9 protein-coding genes and 4 pseudogenes are annotated in these 15,362 nt (G+C 70.2%); 5 read left to right on the top strand and 8 right to left on the bottom strand.

Features of this window, described 5'->3' with window-relative positions:
• Positions 1-439: 439 nt before the first annotated feature.
• The 4 genes and pseudogenes from ACZ67T_RS45375 to ACZ67T_RS45390 form a co-directional block, all read right to left on the bottom strand.
• Positions 440-1,483, bottom strand: a complete 1,044-nt coding sequence (locus tag ACZ67T_RS45375) for a LacI family DNA-binding transcriptional regulator (RefSeq protein ID WP_469992822.1) — start codon at positions 1,481-1,483, stop codon at positions 440-442.
• Between the two features lie 288 nt (positions 1,484-1,771).
• Positions 1,772-1,882 (bottom strand): annotated as a pseudogene (locus ACZ67T_RS45380) (IS5/IS1182 family transposase); the annotation flags it as partial.
• A 382-nt stretch (positions 1,883-2,264) separates the two neighbouring features.
• Positions 2,265-2,698, bottom strand: a pseudogene (locus tag ACZ67T_RS45385) (transposase); the annotation flags it as partial.
• A 2-nt stretch (positions 2,699-2,700) separates the two neighbouring features.
• Positions 2,701-2,787 (bottom strand): annotated as a pseudogene (locus tag ACZ67T_RS45390) (SAM-dependent methyltransferase); the annotation flags it as partial.
• A gap of 308 nt (positions 2,788-3,095) precedes the next feature.
• Here ACZ67T_RS45390 and ACZ67T_RS45395 point away from each other — a divergent pair.
• Positions 3,096-5,012, top strand: a complete 1,917-nt coding sequence (locus ACZ67T_RS45395; protein WP_469992823.1) for a hypothetical protein — start codon at positions 3,096-3,098, stop codon at positions 5,010-5,012.
• A 62-nt stretch (positions 5,013-5,074) separates the two neighbouring features.
• Here the strand turns inward: ACZ67T_RS45395 and ACZ67T_RS45400 are convergent, their stop codons facing one another.
• Positions 5,075-5,998 carry an SMI1/KNR4 family protein gene (locus ACZ67T_RS45400; protein ID WP_469992825.1) on the bottom strand — a complete coding sequence of 308 codons (924 nt, stop codon included), beginning with the start codon at positions 5,996-5,998 and terminating at the stop codon, positions 5,075-5,077.
• 396 nt (positions 5,999-6,394) lie between these two features.
• Between ACZ67T_RS45400 and ACZ67T_RS45405 the strand changes: the two are divergent.
• The 4 genes and pseudogenes from ACZ67T_RS45405 to ACZ67T_RS45420 all read left to right on the top strand — a co-directional run.
• A pseudogene (locus tag ACZ67T_RS45405) lies at positions 6,395-6,538 on the top strand (IS5 family transposase); the annotation flags it as partial.
• 349 nt (positions 6,539-6,887) lie between these two features.
• Complete coding sequence (locus ACZ67T_RS45410; RefSeq protein WP_469992827.1) at positions 6,888-7,292, top strand: DUF4440 domain-containing protein; 405 nt, start codon at positions 6,888-6,890, stop codon at positions 7,290-7,292.
• 147 nt (positions 7,293-7,439) lie between these two features.
• On the top strand, positions 7,440-9,485 hold the full coding sequence (locus ACZ67T_RS45415; RefSeq protein ID WP_469992829.1) for a hydantoinase/oxoprolinase family protein: 2,046 nt from the start codon (positions 7,440-7,442) through the stop codon (positions 9,483-9,485).
• Positions 9,482-11,176, top strand: a complete 1,695-nt coding sequence (locus ACZ67T_RS45420; protein ID WP_469992831.1) for a hydantoinase B/oxoprolinase family protein — start codon at positions 9,482-9,484, stop codon at positions 11,174-11,176. Before ACZ67T_RS45415 ends, ACZ67T_RS45420 begins: the two co-directional genes overlap by 4 nt.
• A 76-nt stretch (positions 11,177-11,252) precedes the next feature.
• Here ACZ67T_RS45420 and ACZ67T_RS45425 read toward each other — a convergent pair whose 3' ends face one another.
• Genes ACZ67T_RS45425 through ACZ67T_RS45435 form a run of 3 tightly spaced genes read right to left on the bottom strand, consistent with a single transcriptional unit; the run spans position 11,253 to position 15,108 of the window.
• Positions 11,253-12,755 (bottom strand): PucR family transcriptional regulator, encoded by a 1,503-nt coding sequence (locus tag ACZ67T_RS45425; protein ID WP_469992833.1) that lies wholly within the window; start codon positions 12,753-12,755, stop codon positions 11,253-11,255.
• Positions 12,752-13,813, bottom strand: coding sequence for a DUF917 domain-containing protein (locus tag ACZ67T_RS45430; RefSeq protein ID WP_469992835.1), 1,062 nt, complete (start codon positions 13,811-13,813; stop codon positions 12,752-12,754). Before ACZ67T_RS45430 ends, ACZ67T_RS45425 begins: the two co-directional genes overlap by 4 nt.
• The gene (locus ACZ67T_RS45435) at positions 13,810-15,108 is read right to left on the bottom strand and encodes a hydantoinase/oxoprolinase family protein (RefSeq protein ID WP_469992836.1); all 1,299 of its coding nucleotides are present in this window, start codon (positions 15,106-15,108) and stop codon (positions 13,810-13,812) included. The genes ACZ67T_RS45430 and ACZ67T_RS45435 overlap by 4 nt, the downstream gene beginning before the upstream one ends.
• Between the last annotated feature and the right edge of the window lie 254 nt (positions 15,109-15,362).

The raw sequence follows: 15,362 nt of genomic DNA on the forward strand, positions 1-15,362 counted from the left end.
CAGGGGCAGACTGTCTGGTGCGGTCATCGTGCTGATCTCCTTCGAGGCTTCGTCACTTCGAAGATCAGCCGGTGGCCGTTCATCTATGCGGGCACTATCCCGATGCCGGAGCAAACCCCCGGATCAGGTCGAACCCGTACACCACTTCCCTGGACGCAACCGGCAAGCCCCGGGCCGGGCGAAAGCGTCCGTCACCGGGTTCACACAGAGCATCCACGAACTGCCCATCGCCATGGGCAATGCGCAGGAGGCGCCCGGGGAGTCAGCTGGCTCAGGGCTGGTCAGGCACGACAGCCCCGCGCAAGGAGGCCGCCCTGCTGCTGTCGCCGGCGGGGGGTGCCCCGGATCGGTGGGTCCTGGAGCGGCGGGTCCTGGAGCAGGGCGACCCGGTCATGCGGCGGCCTGCTCGGCCGAGGCTCTGGACGAGTCCCGGCCGGATTCAGCTCCGGCGGCCGACCTTTGCCGACGAAGCCCGGACGATCACCCGCGGGTTCGGGGACACCGCCACCGACGGCGTGACCGTGTCCCCGCGAAGCCGCCCCAGCAACAGCTCCACCGCGTCGGACGCGGCCTGGTCCAGGTGCAGGTCGACCGCCGTCAGAGGCGGTTCACAGGTGCGGGCGCGCAGGCCGTCGTAGCGGGTGACGACCATGACGTCGTCCGGTACGGTCCGTCCGCTGTCCCGGATCGCCCGGACCGCGCCCACCGCGAAGGCATCGACCAGCGCGCAGACTGCGTCGACGTCCGGGTGCTCGGCGAGCAGTTCGGCGCACCGTTCGTACCCCGCCTGCTCACCGCCCGACTCCGGAACCCTCGCCATGATCGGCGCCCAGCTGTGCCGCTCGGCCACGCGCTCGTACGCGGTGAGCGCGTCGACGGACGAATGCCGCGAACCGGAGCCCACGATCAGCGCCGGCCTCACCGCACCCTGCTCGTGCAGGTGCGCCAGCAGCAGCTCGACCACCAGTTCACCGTGCAGGTCGACGTACGGCGCGTCCTCCTCGGCCGACACCGGCCTGCCGAGCGTCACGTACGGCAGCCCGCGCTCACGCAGCTGCGCGACCGCGGCGTCATCGACGTCCGGCTCGACGACGATGGCCCCGTCGATGTCGACGGAGTACAGCGCGGAACCCGACTGCACGGGCGGTACGAGCACCAGTGCGTAGTCGTGGAGGAGTGCGCTCTCCGCGGCCGCCGCCGCGACCTCCATGTAGAAGCCGAGCCGGGACGGCCCGCCCGCCACCGCGAACGGCATCGACGAGGCCAGCGCAATGGCCTTTGCCTGCCCACGCCGCAGCCGCTGCGCCCGAAGGTTGGGGCGGTAGCCCAGCTCCGCCGCGACCTGCTGGACGCGCTCCCGCGTCCGGGGATCGACCTTGCCGAGCCCGTTCAGGGCGTGCGACACGGTCGTGCGCGAAACACCGGCGACGCGCGCGACATCGGCGATCGTCGGCGGCCTCGGGCCGGGGGCGGAAGTAGCCATCTGCGCTGGGACTCCTCGCTGGCTTGGACGGTGGACAGGTCCATCTTCGCCGACGCGGCCCAGGGCGGGCATCGAGTCACGACGCACCTCTCTCCTGGCCGCCTGCCAAGATCGGACAGCGGCACGTCCGGGCGCGTCTGCAGCGCTCGGCTCCGGCGAGGTTCTGCGCACATGACCATTCCCCTCGGCCCCTCGGCCGGGTTTGTCCAAGGGCCGTCAGAGACCGACGAGTGCCTCTTCGCGAGGCCTTGACTCCCAGGTGAGGACGACACGGAGGCGGCTGGTGCGGTGGAGGCCGGCGCGTCGTTCGCAGCGGATGCGGAGTCGTTTGAACCGGTGCGGCCAGGCGAAGCCGCGCTCGACTGCCCAGCGGACCTTGCCGAGCCCAGAGCCGTGGATGACGCCGCTTCGGGCGACCTTAGGTTTGATGCCGCCCTTCCACCGCGGCGCCCGTACCTTTCGACGTCGTAGCCCCCGTCGGGGCTCTTCGAGTAGATCCACGGCGGGGAGCTCGCCGTCCACCGGTCCGCAGTGCTCGAGCTCGTCTTCGCGGGCCCGGCGGATGGGGCCCGCAACGGGGTGAGGCGAGCCAAGTTGCATGGAGAGGGTGGAGACCGCTGCCAGGTGGTCGCAGCGTGATGCGGGTGGCCCCGGCGGACACGTTCGAGTCCTCGATGCGCCACATCGCGCAGTGGTTCGGGCGGGTGCAACCACGGTGCCGTGAGCGAGAGGGTCTTGATCTCTGTGTGAGTGAGCCCCGGTGGTGACGCTTCTTCTGTGTCTACTGATTCTCGGTGACCGGTCGCCGTAATAGCAGCTCGGGTGCCGATCGCTTGATCGCCTCCTTCCAGTTGTGCGTCCGGCCGGTGGGATTGCGCCGGTTCGGCTGGCGATCGCGGATCACGGAGGTAGAGCACCTTCAGGGCTGATTCCTCGTAGGGGGAAGTGTCCGCACCGACGAGTGGCCTGAGACAAGCCGGATTTGAGGCTCTCGATCACGTTCGCCGTGTGGGCGATCACGCGGATCTCGGGCGGGAACCGCAGGAACATCACGAAGAGTTCCCAGCTGCGGCGCCAGACTGCGATCAGGGCCGGGTAACGCCTGCCCCACAGCTCCTCGAACTCGGCGAACCCGGCTGCGGCGGCGTCCTCGGTCGCTGCCATGGAGACCTGGCGGAGTTCCCTGGCGATCTGCGCCCAGTGCTTGGTGGAGGCGGGTGCCGAGGGTTGCCCCGACGGTAGCGGCCGTCTTCGCCGTCGCGGGTGAAGTGGTGCGAGACGAGAATCTGCGGAGCCAGGGCGAAGGCGCGGCTATCGCGGCAGCTGATGTACGACGGGATCCCGCCACAGTGACGCAAGAAGGCTCTGTCGTACGGAAGTTGGGTGTGGTGAGGTTGTGTCGAACATCCGTACCTTTCAAGGGGGATCGTTGAGACGCACGCGTATAACGACGGCGCTTCGCTGCCTGGCAGTGGGCGCCGTTCTTGCTGTTATGGCGGGATCGGGGACGGCTTCGGCTGCCGGCTCGCCTGGGGACGCGGATCCGATGGCGCCGCCACCGCAGGTCCACGGCCCTGAGAAGGCGGGCCTGGCAGCGGCAGGGTCGCGGCCGGTGTCCGGCAAGTCCCCGTCAGCGGGGCCGCAGTTCAAGAAGTCCGGCAGCGCCTGGCGGGTCATCGCCCCGGAGGCCGTCCTGCGCAACACGGTCACCGACGCGGACGGCGACAAGTCGACGCTGACGTTCGAGGTGTGGACGGCCAACGCGGACGGCACACCCAAGGCCAAGGTCAAGCTGACCGACGCCAACCCGTACGGAGTGCTGGTCTCCCCGTACACCGCGTCAGGGGCGCTGGCCAAGGTCCAGATCGACTACGGGGTCCTGGATCCCAGGACGCTGTACACGTTCCACACCAACGCCTTCGACGGCAGCCTGTACGAAACGACCTGGTCGCCGTGGACGACGTTCCGCGTGGATCCGTACGCGACATTTCCGGTCGCTCAGTCGTCCTCGACGATCGACCCGCTCAAGCAGACGACGGACGAGTTCACCCGAACCGACCCGGACGGATCCGCGACCGCTGCGGCCCGGACGGCGGCCGCATCACCCTCGCTGTCGGACTTCGACAAGAAGGACTGCTCCAAGCCGGACAAGCAGGACCGGCGCGTGTGCTTCACGCTGAGCAAGCCAGGCAAGGACGGAAAGCCAGCCAAGGACGGTAAGGCCGAGCGGCCCAAGCCCGGCAAGACGAAGAAGACCACGCAGACTTTCACCGCCGGGGCTGCTGCCGATGGCACTCCGGGCGGCAACGACGCGGTGGACCTGGTCGACTGGTGCACCCCTGCCGGGGACGGTCTGGACTACATGACCCGCACCGAAGCCTGCCTGAAGGACCTGGGCGAAGGCGAGCTGTGGTTCTTCGACTCCGACCCGGAGAAGCCGGCCATCGGACGCGGCACGTTCAAGTTCGAGCAGCGCATGAAGACGTACCGCAACAAGTCGGAGAGCGGCAGCGACTTCGCGGAATTCGACCAGCAGATCGTGATCATCCCCACCTACATCGACCCCGCCCTGGAAGGCGTCACGATGAAGTGGAACGTCGGCTCGTCGTGCACGTCGTGCGACGTGGCGCCGATCCAGTGGGTCGATGACGGGGCCAACCCGACCGTGGGCGCCCACTGGGACTACGACCCGCTGGGCGGCTACTACGGACGGTGGGGCACCGTCGTCACCCGGTGGACCGGGACCGGCAAGGAGCAGATCGATCTGGACTGGTCGATCACCGCGTCCGTCGATGCCAGCAATTCGCTCGACGCCACGGCCGACTTCGGCAGCAGCGGCATCAGCCAGGTCCGTGAACTGGCCCCCCGCTGCGACGACATCACCCGTGGCGCGGTCACCCCTGGCTGCGTACTGCCGTTCTTCAAGCCGACGTACACGGTCGACACCAACCTGTACCCGGCAGCCGGTGCCTACTACTGGCTGATGCAGGAAACCATGCCCGACCATGCCGGATCGGTGCGGTGGGACAGTCTGCTGCACTACCTGGGCCCGGACACCACCGAGAAGAACCCGAATACCGGGGCGCCCTGGTCATCGGGTGACAGCCGGGGCGTCGTGTGCCCCACCAGCTGGACCAAGCATCCCGCCGATGACGTCGTGGGCAACACCGACTGCGACGAGTACGCCCCCGCGTCCACGCACGAAAGCGGTGGATTCCCCGGCGGCGTCAACCAGGTCAGTAGCGGCGACAAGTGCGCGCAGCTGTTCACGGACTGGGCGTTCAACGGGGTGGGCAACGGGTCGGACGACTTCGGTCTGTTCGCCGATACGCGTACCGCGACCAACGGGCCGGCCGGCACCGAGCGCTGCGGGCGCGCTGCGATCGACTCGTCCCAGAACCAGGGCGCGTTCAGCAAACTTCAGCCTTCGGTGTGGCGACTGCTGGACGATGACGGATTCTTCGTCGACAACCCCGGCTTCAACCACTGCTCGGGGGTGGCCACGACCTGCGCTTGGCGCCAGGTCTGAGTAGCGTTTGAACACGACAAGGGGAGCGGACAGAAATGTGTCCGCCCCCCTTGTCGTCTACGTCAGCCGGTCCACGGCCGCCACAGGTCCGCCTCGTCCAGCGCGACCGGCGGTCCCCACACCAGCCGCTCGCCTATCAGGCCGGGCCGGTAGCCGGTGGCCAGCTGTGGGTTCTCCAGGGTGTCGGCGATGTCCTCGAGGAACATCGTCAACGACACGTCCTCGACCGTGCGCACCCCCGTGTCGTCCCAGTGTCCGATCTCTCCGGTCTCCGCGTCGATGAACCGGCCGTAGCTGGTGTCGGTCACCGACCACGAGCAGAACGGGATCCATGTCGCTTTCCAGATCGGGGACTCGGCATCGCCGCTCTGCTGCTGCCACTGCGATTGCCACCGGTAGACCCTGCCCGCGGACTCCAGCGGCAGTAGCGCCCACCCGCCTTCAGGCAGGAAGCAAGCCGCCGTGGTGTCCTGGCCGCCGGCACACAGCAGCCACAGGGCGCGCAGCTCCACCGGGGCGCGGACGCCCATGTCGTGTTCCAGGGCTGCTATGTCGCGCTCGGTCGCTGCGGGCAGAAGCGCCGCGTAGGACGCAGGCGCGTTCTGTTCAAGCCAAGCGGTGATGCGCTGCCAGGCTTCGGTCACCTGCCGGGCGGCGAGCCGTTCCAGCTTCGGGTCGGGGACGGGCGCGGGGGTGGAGGCGGTGTTGTCCGTCGTGGGGGCCGGGCCGGTCGCGGTGACGTCCTGGATCTGGAGCTGTCCCTCGTCCAGAAGGGGCGGGCCGTAGGCGTAGCGCACGGTCAGAGGCGGGCAGTCGTCGAAGGCTTCGCCGTCGATCGTCACGGTGTACAGGGCCAGGTTGCCCGTGGGCTCGCCCAGTTGAGGGTCGTCCTGCAGCTGCCTGCCGAGAACCTTGACCGCGTACAGGGCGCCGTGGCCCAGCTCAATGCAGCGGTCGCGTATGTGCGCCGGTATCACGGTCGTCACGGGGCCGTGCCTCCTTGGGGTCGTGGGGTGCTGTCTGCAGGGATGATTCCCCACGTGAGCGGCTGCATGATGCGAGTCGAGCCTGCTGGTCGGCGCACGCACAAGCCCCGGGATCCTGGCACGGACACCAGCCGCAAAGCAGCGGGATGATCGTGTGCTCTCTGTTCCCCGGCCTGTTCGCGTGCTCGCGCAGCATGCGCATGACGGTGGCGGGTGAGGGGCGCCGTCCCTTCGGCCGGCCTTCGCTGTTGCGAGATGCTGAGCTGCTCCAACTCGTCCAACTCCTCCCCGACGTTGCCCTGGCTGTCGGGGTCAGCTAACACCATTGCGGCTCAGGCAGCAGCTGCGGCTATGAGACCCCTGCCTCCCTCCGCCGGACTGGCAAGAAACGACTCGAGAACCTTCGGCCGGCTGATGCACCACCGCCGCCTGGCCCACGACTGCGAAACCCACCCCCACCGCTTTGAAGCCATAATCCAGGTCGGGATGTTCGACCTCATATGCCGCGGACTCACTCGCGAATTCACTCCGAACTGGCGACACCTGAACCTCGAAGCAAGCAACCTCGCCTGGACAAAACGCTCCTTCAGTAGGCTGACGCGTCGAGCAAAGGAGCACTGCACATGAGTTCCGCGGGTCTGTGCAGCGATCGGCTCTGTCTCGCTTTCGGTGGTGACGCAGGGTGCCGCTATCCGAGGAGGATCATGACTGTTTCGACGGCCATAGTCCGCCTCTCAGGCGGGAGCGTCCGCCCGACCACTTGATCCACCGCGACCACCCTGGAGTGTCAGCGTTGTCTACAAACCCGCCCACCGACTCCCTCTCCACCCATGCCGTCGGATCCGCGCGCCCGGGTGCCACAGAGTCCCAGGCGCAGGCCGTCTGGTCAGTGATCACCGGCATGTACGCGGCCTACGCCCGTCAGGACCGGACTGCGATCGACGCGTGCCTGGACCCGGACGCGACGATCTGGGACTCCGCCACCGCCCGGTTGCTGTGCGGTAAGGCGGATTTGGACCGTGTCCGTGACGAACGTCCCGCATCGGGTGTGGGACCTGAGGAGACGGGGCTCGATGCCTTTGACCCGGTGATCGATGTCTTCGGCGACCTCGCGCTGCTGCGGTACTGGCTGCGCGTCGACTTTGCACCTGATGCGTCGGGCGCGCCGCTGCGGCCGGAGGTCGTGCGCAACACCGCCGTGCTGCGCCGCTCCATGGGCCAGGACTGGCGCATCGTCCATCTTCACGAGGACGTGCAGCAGGCGGGCGGCGGCTTGGGCGACCAGGTGCGCTGATCACGAGGGTTGGTACCGCTTGCGGCGCTTAACCCCGCGGTGTGCGTCACGCATGGTCCATGCTTTTGGATCGTGCGCGACGCACACATTGTGTGCGGCCCCGTCTGGTTAGCGTCCGTCCATTCCCCGAGACAGCTGGGAGGCGGCATGACATACCGGGTGGCTATGGACATCGGTGGCACTTTCACCGACGTCGTCGCGTACGACGAGATGCGCGGCACCTACTTCGCGGCGAAGGCTCCGACGACACCGGGCGATTTGGCGGAGGGCGTCTTCGCCTCGCTGGGTCGTGCCGTGTCGGATCCCACCGCCATCTCGTTCTTCGTGCACGGCACCACGCAGGGGCTCAACGCGCTCCTGGAGCGCAAGGGCGCCAAGGTGCTGCTGATGATGTCCGAGGGAATGCGGGACGTCTATCACATCGCCCGCGGCAATCGCGATCGAATGTTCGACCTTCACTACCGCAAGCCGGTGCCGCTGGTGGACCGGTACTCGACCGTGCAGGTCGGTGGCCGGCTCGACTGGCAGGGCGCTGAGCTGCGGCCGCTGGACGAGGCCGCGGTGCGGGCGGCCGCCCGGCGGGTACGCGCCGAGGGGTATACGGCGGTGTCCGTGTCGTTCCTGTTCAGCTATGTCGACCCTCGGCACGAGCTGCGGGCCGGGGAGATCTTGCGCGAGGAGCTGGGCGACGAGGTGATGGTGGTGCTCTCGCACGCTGTCGCGGGTGAGTGGCGTGAGTACGAGCGGACTTCGTCCGCGGTTCTCGATGCGTACACAGGACCGGTCGTGCGCCGCTACCTGGGCCACATCGAAGAACGGTTCTCCGAGCATGGTCTCGGCGTCCCGGTGCAGGTCATGCAGTCCTCGGGAGGGGTCGTCAACGCCTCTTTCGCTCGCTCGCACCCCTTGCAGACGCTGCTGTCCGGGCCGGTCGGCGGCACCATGGGCGGTGTCGCGGCGGCGGGCCTGCTGGGCTGCGCGAACGCGATCTGCGTCGACATGGGAGGCACTTCCTTCGACGTGTCTTTGGTCCTCGACGGCCGGCCCGACATCTCCAACGAGGGCACGGCTGACGGCTTCCCGGTGCTGATCCCTCTGGTGAACCTGCACACGATCGGTGCGGGCGGCGGATCTCTCGCATATGCGGAGGGGGGCGGTCTGCGGGTGGGCCCCGAGTCGGCAGGCGCCGTGCCCGGGCCCGCCTGCTACGGACGCGGCGGGACCCGGCCCACGGTGACCGACGCCAATGCGGTACTCGGCCGTGTCGACCCCGACTGGTTCGCGGGCGGCCACATGACACTGGATGTCGCGGCCGCACGGGCCGCTGTGGGGTCCCTGGCCGACGAACTCGACCTGGACCCGCTCGCTCTGGCCGGCGGCATCTGTGACGTCGCCAACGCGAAGATGGCGCAGGCTATCCGCACGCTGACCGTCGAACACGGCCGCGAGCCAAGAGAGTTCACCCTTCTCGCGTTCGGCGGCGCGGGCCCCATGCACGCTGTGGAGATCGCCCGGGAGCTTGGCGTCGAGGAGGTTGTGGTTCCGCTGTTCCCCGGGGCGTTCTCCGCTTGGGGCATGCTGGGCACCGCCGTGCGGCGCGACCTGACCCGGCAGTTCTTCACCCCCGGCGACGCGCTCGACTGCACCGCGCTGGCCGACGCCCTCGGCGATCTGGGCACCCAGGGTCTTTCCGCGCTCGATGAGCAGGGCGTCTCCGCCGAGCGCCGCTCCGTCGAGCACGCCGTGGACATGCGCTACGAGGGCCAGGACTACACGTTGACCGTGCCGCTGACCGGTGCCGACGAGCCGCTCTCGGACGGCTTCCTCGCCACGGTCTCCGCCCGGTTCGCCGCGCAGCACGAGCAGCGTTACGGGCATGCCACGCCCGAGGCGCCGGTCGAGTTCGTGACGCTGCGCACCACAGCGCTCGGCGCCCCGCCCTCCCAGGAGACCCGGCCGTACACATCGGAGGCGGGCGACAGCCCGTGGGCCGGCCGTACCAAGCCCGTCGTCTTCGGCGGCAAGACGCACGACACCCTTGTGCTCCGGCGTGAACACCTCGCCGTCGGTGCGCAGTTCAACGGTCCGGCGGTCGTCGTCGAGGCCACCTCCACCACCGTCGTCCCGCCGGACGCGCTCGTCACCGTCGACGCGAACGGCTTCCTCGTGATCAAGCTCGGAGGCGCCGCATGAGCTCCCCTGCAGAGGCCGTCACCGACCCGGCCCGCACCATCGACCCCATCACCACGGAGATCATCCGCTGCGCGCTGCTCCAGGCCGCGGAGGACATGAACACCACGCTGATCCGCTCGGCGTACACGCCGACGATCTACGAGGCGAAGGACTGCGCCGTCGCGTTGCTCGACCGGGACCACCACGTCCTCGGCCAGTCGTCGGGTCTGCCGATCTTCCTCGGCAACCTGGAGGAGTGCACCCGCGCCACCGAGCGCATGTACGGCCGCGACGTGTGGCGCGAGGGCGACGTCTGGGTACTCAACGACTCGTACATCGGCGGTACGCACCTCAACGACGTGACGGTCTACGCGCCCATCCACGTCAGCGGCGAACTCGTCGGCTTCGCCGCGTCCCGGGCGCACTGGATCGACATGGGTTCCAAGGACCCCGGCGGCTCCATGGACTCCACAACGATCTATCAAGAGGGTCTGCGCATGGGCCCGTTGAAGATCTATGAAAGCGGTGAGCCATGCGTGCTGACGCAGGATCTGATCGCCCGCCAGGTGCGGTTCCCGCAGCCCACGCTCGGTGACATGCGCGCACAGGTGGCCTGCGCACTCACCGGCGCGCGGCGGCTCGCGGAGATTGTCGAGCGCTGGGGCACCGACACGCTCGCAGCCGCCCGGGACGCCATCTTCGAGCAGACCCGCCAACTGGAGCGCGCGCAGATCGCCGGCATACCGGACGGGGTGTACGAGGCCACTGGCCGCCTGGACAATGACGGCATCGACCTTGACACCCCGCTGCACGTCACCGTGTGCGTCACGATAGACGGCGATCGCATGGTCATCGACGTCACCGACTGCGCGGACCAGGCGACCGGGCCGGTCAACTGCGGTGCGGCGCAGACCGTCGCGGCCTGCCGGGTCGGTTACAAGCTTCTGGTCAGCGGTGAAGTCCCGCTCAACGGCGGTTCGTTCGCCCCTTTGGAGGTCGTGACGCGGCCCGGGTCCATGCTGGCCGCGATCGAACCGGCGGCCTGCCAGTACTACTACTCCCACCTCGGCCTCGTCATCGACTTGGTCGTCAAGGCTCTGGCGCCCGCGATGCCGGAGCGTGCCGCGGCGGCCTCGTACGGGGACTCCATGATCGTGCAGTTCACCGGCCTCGACCCGCGCAGCGGCAAGCTGTTCGTGTCGCAGGAGGCGACGGTCGGCGGCTGGGGTGCCTGGGAGGCCGGTGACGGCGAGACCTGCCTGATCAACAACGTCAACGGCTCACTGCGGGACATGCCTGTCGAGGTCCTGGAGACGCTGTTCCCGGTGAGGGTCGAGCAGTACGCCGTACGTCCCGACTCCGCAGGCCCCGGGCGGACCCGGGGTGGCCATGGGGTCGTACGCGAGTACGTCTTCACCGCCGACCAGAACCTGTCCCTGTGGTGGGAGCGGTCGGTCACGCCGGCCTGGGGACTGTTCGGTGGTGCGGACGGGGCCGCGCCCCGGGTGACCCTCAACCCGGGCCGCCGTGAATCCCGTTCACTGCTGAAGGCGAACGCGCTCCCGGTGCGCCAGGGCGACGTGCTGCGCTGTGAGAGCGGCGGAGGCGGCGGCTACGGTCCGGTGTCCGAGCGCGCCGCCGATGCGGTGGCGCAGGACATCCGGCAGGGAGTGCTCACCGCGGAGCACGCCCGGGAGCGCTACACCAGCTGACACCGGGTACGGGCCGGCGGCCAACGACGGTGCCGGGCAGAGAAGATGACTCTTCCCTGCCTGGTGTCACCGTCGCTCACCGGCCCTCATCGAGCAGCACCTGGCACGCGACATGCAGCGGAAGCCGCAGCTCCGGGTCCTCCAGATCGCAGCCCAGGGTGCGCAGCCTCTCCAGTCGTGCCGTCACCGTGTTGCGGTGCACCCCAAGGCGGGCGGCCGCGGCCGAGGGGGCACCACCGACGTCGAGCAGGACGGCCAGCGTCCGCAGCAGCGTGCCGTCGCGGTCGGCGGCGAGCAGCGGGGCCAGCAGTGCGGCAGCCGGCCGGCGCAGCGCGTCGCGGGGCAGCGCCGCGAGCAGTTGGGCGGATCCCGCCCGGTCCGCGCGTACGACCGTGCCCGGCCGGGCGACCCCGACAGCGGCGACGGCGTCGTCGAGCGCGGGCCCCAGCGCAGCGAGGCTCTCGAGCGGGCCCGCGACAGCCCCGGCCACCGGCCAGGGCAACGCGGCCTCGGCGACCGCCGCGGCCAGGCGCCGTTCCGCGCGTACGAGGGCTTCAGCCGGTGGTTCGTCCCCTTCCAGGGTGCGCCAGCAGACCCAGACGTCCCGGTACGCGACGAGCGGGCCACCGATCCCGGCACGGTTCCACCACGCCGTGAGCAGCGGTCCGGTCTCCGTCGACGGGGCGACTCCCCGGCGCAGCGCGTAGGCGAGGAGCGGCCCGTCGGTCGCCCAGCCGAGCGCGACCGCCGAGCTCAGAACCGGGTCGGGTTCGCTGTCCGCCGCAACAATGCCCGTGTCGGGCACGTCTCGATCGAGCAGCGTCCGCAACAGGGCTGAGGCCGCTCGCTCGGACCGCTCCACGCCGAGCCGTTCGCCGGCGGCCCAGGCGGTCAGCGGAGCCACGGCCAAGTCCAGGACTTCCGCCATCGTCGTGGCCCAGTCCGGAGCGCGGGACTGCGACCGCGCCGTCAAGGTGGCCAGCTGCCCGCCGTCGGGATCACGCACGGATACCCGCACGCTCACGGAAGCGGGTGCGGTGTGCAGGGCCGACGCACGCCCGGCGAGGAGGGCGCCGGACGGGCCGGTGAGCGCCACCGAGGTGCGGGGCAGCACGTCCTGCAGGGCCGCCAGTACCTCGGCCGGCCGGTGCCCGGCCCCCGCGATCCGGTGGGCGGCCCGGGCCGTCAGCGCCGCCCGGCCCGCCTCCGGCTGGGCCACCGCGGAAGCCAGCAGTACGGCGGTGTCCAGCGGTTCGCCCTCGACGAGGAGGAGAGAAACACCGAGGCGGTCGGCCAGTTCGCCCACCGAGCCGGCACGCACTGCCGTCGGTGCCGCCACGACGCACGCCGCCGCGTGCTCCCACGCCTTGCGCAGTGCCATCTCGACGGTCCACGCCGCCGATGCGACGTGCCCAACCAGCACCACAGCTGTCCCGGGCTGCAGTACGTCGAGCGACTCGACACGGTCCACGATCCGAACAGACAGGATCTCGGTGGGCGAATCGGCAGGGCCGTACACGGTCGTCTCGGGCAGCGGGCCATGTCGCAACAGCTCGACCAGAGTCAGCGGGCGGGTCATGGCAGCGCTCCGACCGCTCCAGCCAGAGCGCGCCCTTCAGGAGTGTGCCAGGCGGGCGCCGCCTCGATCACGACCACGTCGACGGTCAGGCCCGGGAGAGCGCGTTCGACGTCGAGCACCCGCCCGTCGGCGCCGGTGACCAGCAGGATGTGATCGGGTGCGGCCGCGACGACCGCGCCGTCGGCCAGGGCGAGCAGCACTTCGTTGTGGGCTTCCAGACGGAACCGGCGCCGCAGTCCCTCTTCCTCGTCGACCAGGACGCTGGTGGGCCGCGACGGCAGAGTGACGGACGCGGCGGCGCTGTCTGGTCCGTACGGTCCGGGCGACGGCTCCAGGGCGACGATCCTGCCCCGGCACAGGCGGCGGGGCCGCCAGGCGGCGAAGCGGGCCGCCCCCTCCAGGGAGCCGACCTCGATCGCCCGGCTGACCGTTCCGTGCACGAGGGCTCCCGCCAGCACTGCCCCGTCCACCGGATACCCGGCGGCGACCGCCCAGCCGCCCGCGGCCAGGACCAGGGGACGTACCAGTTCCTCCACGCTGCTGCGCGCGCACTCCAGGGTGATGACGTCGCCGCCGGGTGTGGCCAGGGCCAGGGGCGCCGCGTGCGCGCCGGCCAGGGTGAGTAGGGTCTGTTCGAGCATTGGGAGCACACGTCCGCATCCGTCGCCGTCGACGAGTGGCAGACCACAGCGGGCGGCCGTGGCGAGGGCGATCAGGGCGTTCTCCGCGGCGGTGTTGAGCGGCACAATGGCGCGGGCGCGGCGTCCGGTCGTCCGCTCGACGGCCCGCACGGCCCGCACCGGTTCGTCACCGTTGGGCAGTGCTTCGGCGAGCGCGGCGGACGCCCCCGCCAGGGTGACGGCGAGACAGAGCCCATCGGGCGCGACCCGGTGGGCCGGTATCAGCCGCACGGGGCCGTGGGCGGCGAGTTCGGCGGCGGCCCAGTCGAGGGCCACCTGGTAGGCGGACTCCTCCGTGCCCGCGGCGAGCACTCGCGCGCCGACGGCCAGGTGGGCCAGTTCGTCCGGTCCGATGAGTCGGTTCTCGGCACACGTCATGCGACAGCGTCCATGAGGGGTTCACCCGCGGCCTGCACGGTCACGCGGTGCACTCCGGCCGGCAGGTAGGCGACCGGAGCATGGGTGAGCGACCGCACCCGTACGGTGGCGGGGGCGGCGCCCGCCGCGATGGCCCGAGACAGTGCCTGGTCCCGCGTGGAATCCATCAGGTGTTCCAGCTCCGCCCTGCCTGCGGCCAGTACGATGTGCTCGATCTCGGCGCGACAGTCGGCGTGGGTGCCATGGCGGGCCGCGTCGAACCGCCCCTCGGCGCCAGCGCCACCGCCGGTGTGTACCACCGACGCTCCTGGCACCCGTTCTGCCAGCCGTGCGACGACGGCATCGATCTCGCCGGCGCCTGCCCCTTCGACCCACTCGGTCACATCCGGGGCGCCCAGATGTACGCGGACGCCCAGGGCCCCCGGGTAAGGCCGCTCGTGCCGCACGGGCTCCCCCTCGACCACGGTGAGGCAGCGGACGGAGCGGGCACCCGCATCCACCACGATGGCCTGTCCGCTGCCCGCGCGCGTCACCGCGCCGCGGGCGGCGCACGAGGTGGCGGGTGAGGTCGCGATGACGGGATGCCGACGGAAGTAGTCAGCGGACACCAGCCCCCCGCTGTCCCGGGCGAACAGCAGCGGGGCGTCGATTCCGGCGGAGCGCAGGGCGCGTCGGCAGTCCCGTACGAGGTCCTCGGCCCAGCCGCCGAGCGCCGCGTTGAGGATCGTTGCGTTCTCGCGTTCCCGAAGGCCAGGCGAGCCGATCTCGTACGAGAGGCTGAGGGCCGCGTCCGGGACGGCTTCGGCAATGATCTCGGCCGCCTCCAGTTCCGGCCCGGGCACGGTCGGAGCGCCCGCCGCACTCAGGGCGAAGACGGTGACCCCGGCCGCGCGGGCACGGTGCGCGAAGGCGGCGACGGCCCGCCGGTCGAGCGCGGCCAGCGGCCGCCCCGTCACGGAACTGCCGCCGGCCACGACCTCGTACGGCCCGGCCACCTCCGCGCGTACCGACTGCGGCCAGCCGACGAGCGGGCCGAGCGCGACATGGGAGTTCGGTGAGATCCGCAGCACCGCGACGCGACGCGGCATGGGCGGCCTGCGGGCCAGGTCGGTGACCACGGCGACGGCCCGCACTCGGCCGGGCAGGGGACCGAGCCGTGCCAGGACGCGGCTCAGGCTCACCGCCGTCGTGGGCGCGCTCGCCACTACTGCCTCGGCCTCCACCCGGTCGGCGTGGCCCGGGCCGGCGAGAACAGCCGCGGTCGTCGCGCGCCCCACATCGATTCCGAGTCTCACCTGGTCATCTTCCCATCGCACCCGACGCGGGCGAGCCGAGCCGCCCGGCTACCGGTATTCATTCGCAGTGCTGCGGCCTTCGGCCGGGGGTGAAGCGAATCCTATGGTTGCAACGCGGAGCGTCGGGGTGGCGTTCCGGCGGAGCCGGACTCTGCTTCTTGACGGTGATGGATCGCTCGTATGTTCCCGGTGACGACGTGGGTTCGACTTGCCTAGTGTGATCGTCATGCAGCTCCGGTACGCCTTCAGGTTGT

This window comes from Streptomyces sp. NPDC107517, from assembly GCF_055582645.1.

What these genes read in the sequence shown, in the direction of transcription:
- ACZ67T_RS45375 (WP_469992822.1), bottom strand. Translation starts at nt 1,483, where the DNA reads ATGGCTACTTCCGCCCCCGGCCCGAGGCCGCCGACGATCGCCGATGTC.
- ACZ67T_RS45415 (WP_469992829.1), top strand. Translation starts at nt 7,440, where the DNA reads ATGACATACCGGGTGGCTATGGACATCGGTGGCACTTTCACCGACGTC.
- ACZ67T_RS45420 (WP_469992831.1), top strand. Translation starts at nt 9,482, where the DNA reads ATGAGCTCCCCTGCAGAGGCCGTCACCGACCCGGCCCGCACCATCGAC.
- ACZ67T_RS45425 (WP_469992833.1), bottom strand. Translation starts at nt 12,755, where the DNA reads ATGACCCGCCCGCTGACTCTGGTCGAGCTGTTGCGACATGGCCCGCTG.
- ACZ67T_RS45430 (WP_469992835.1), bottom strand. Translation starts at nt 13,813, where the DNA reads ATGACGTGTGCCGAGAACCGACTCATCGGACCGGACGAACTGGCCCAC.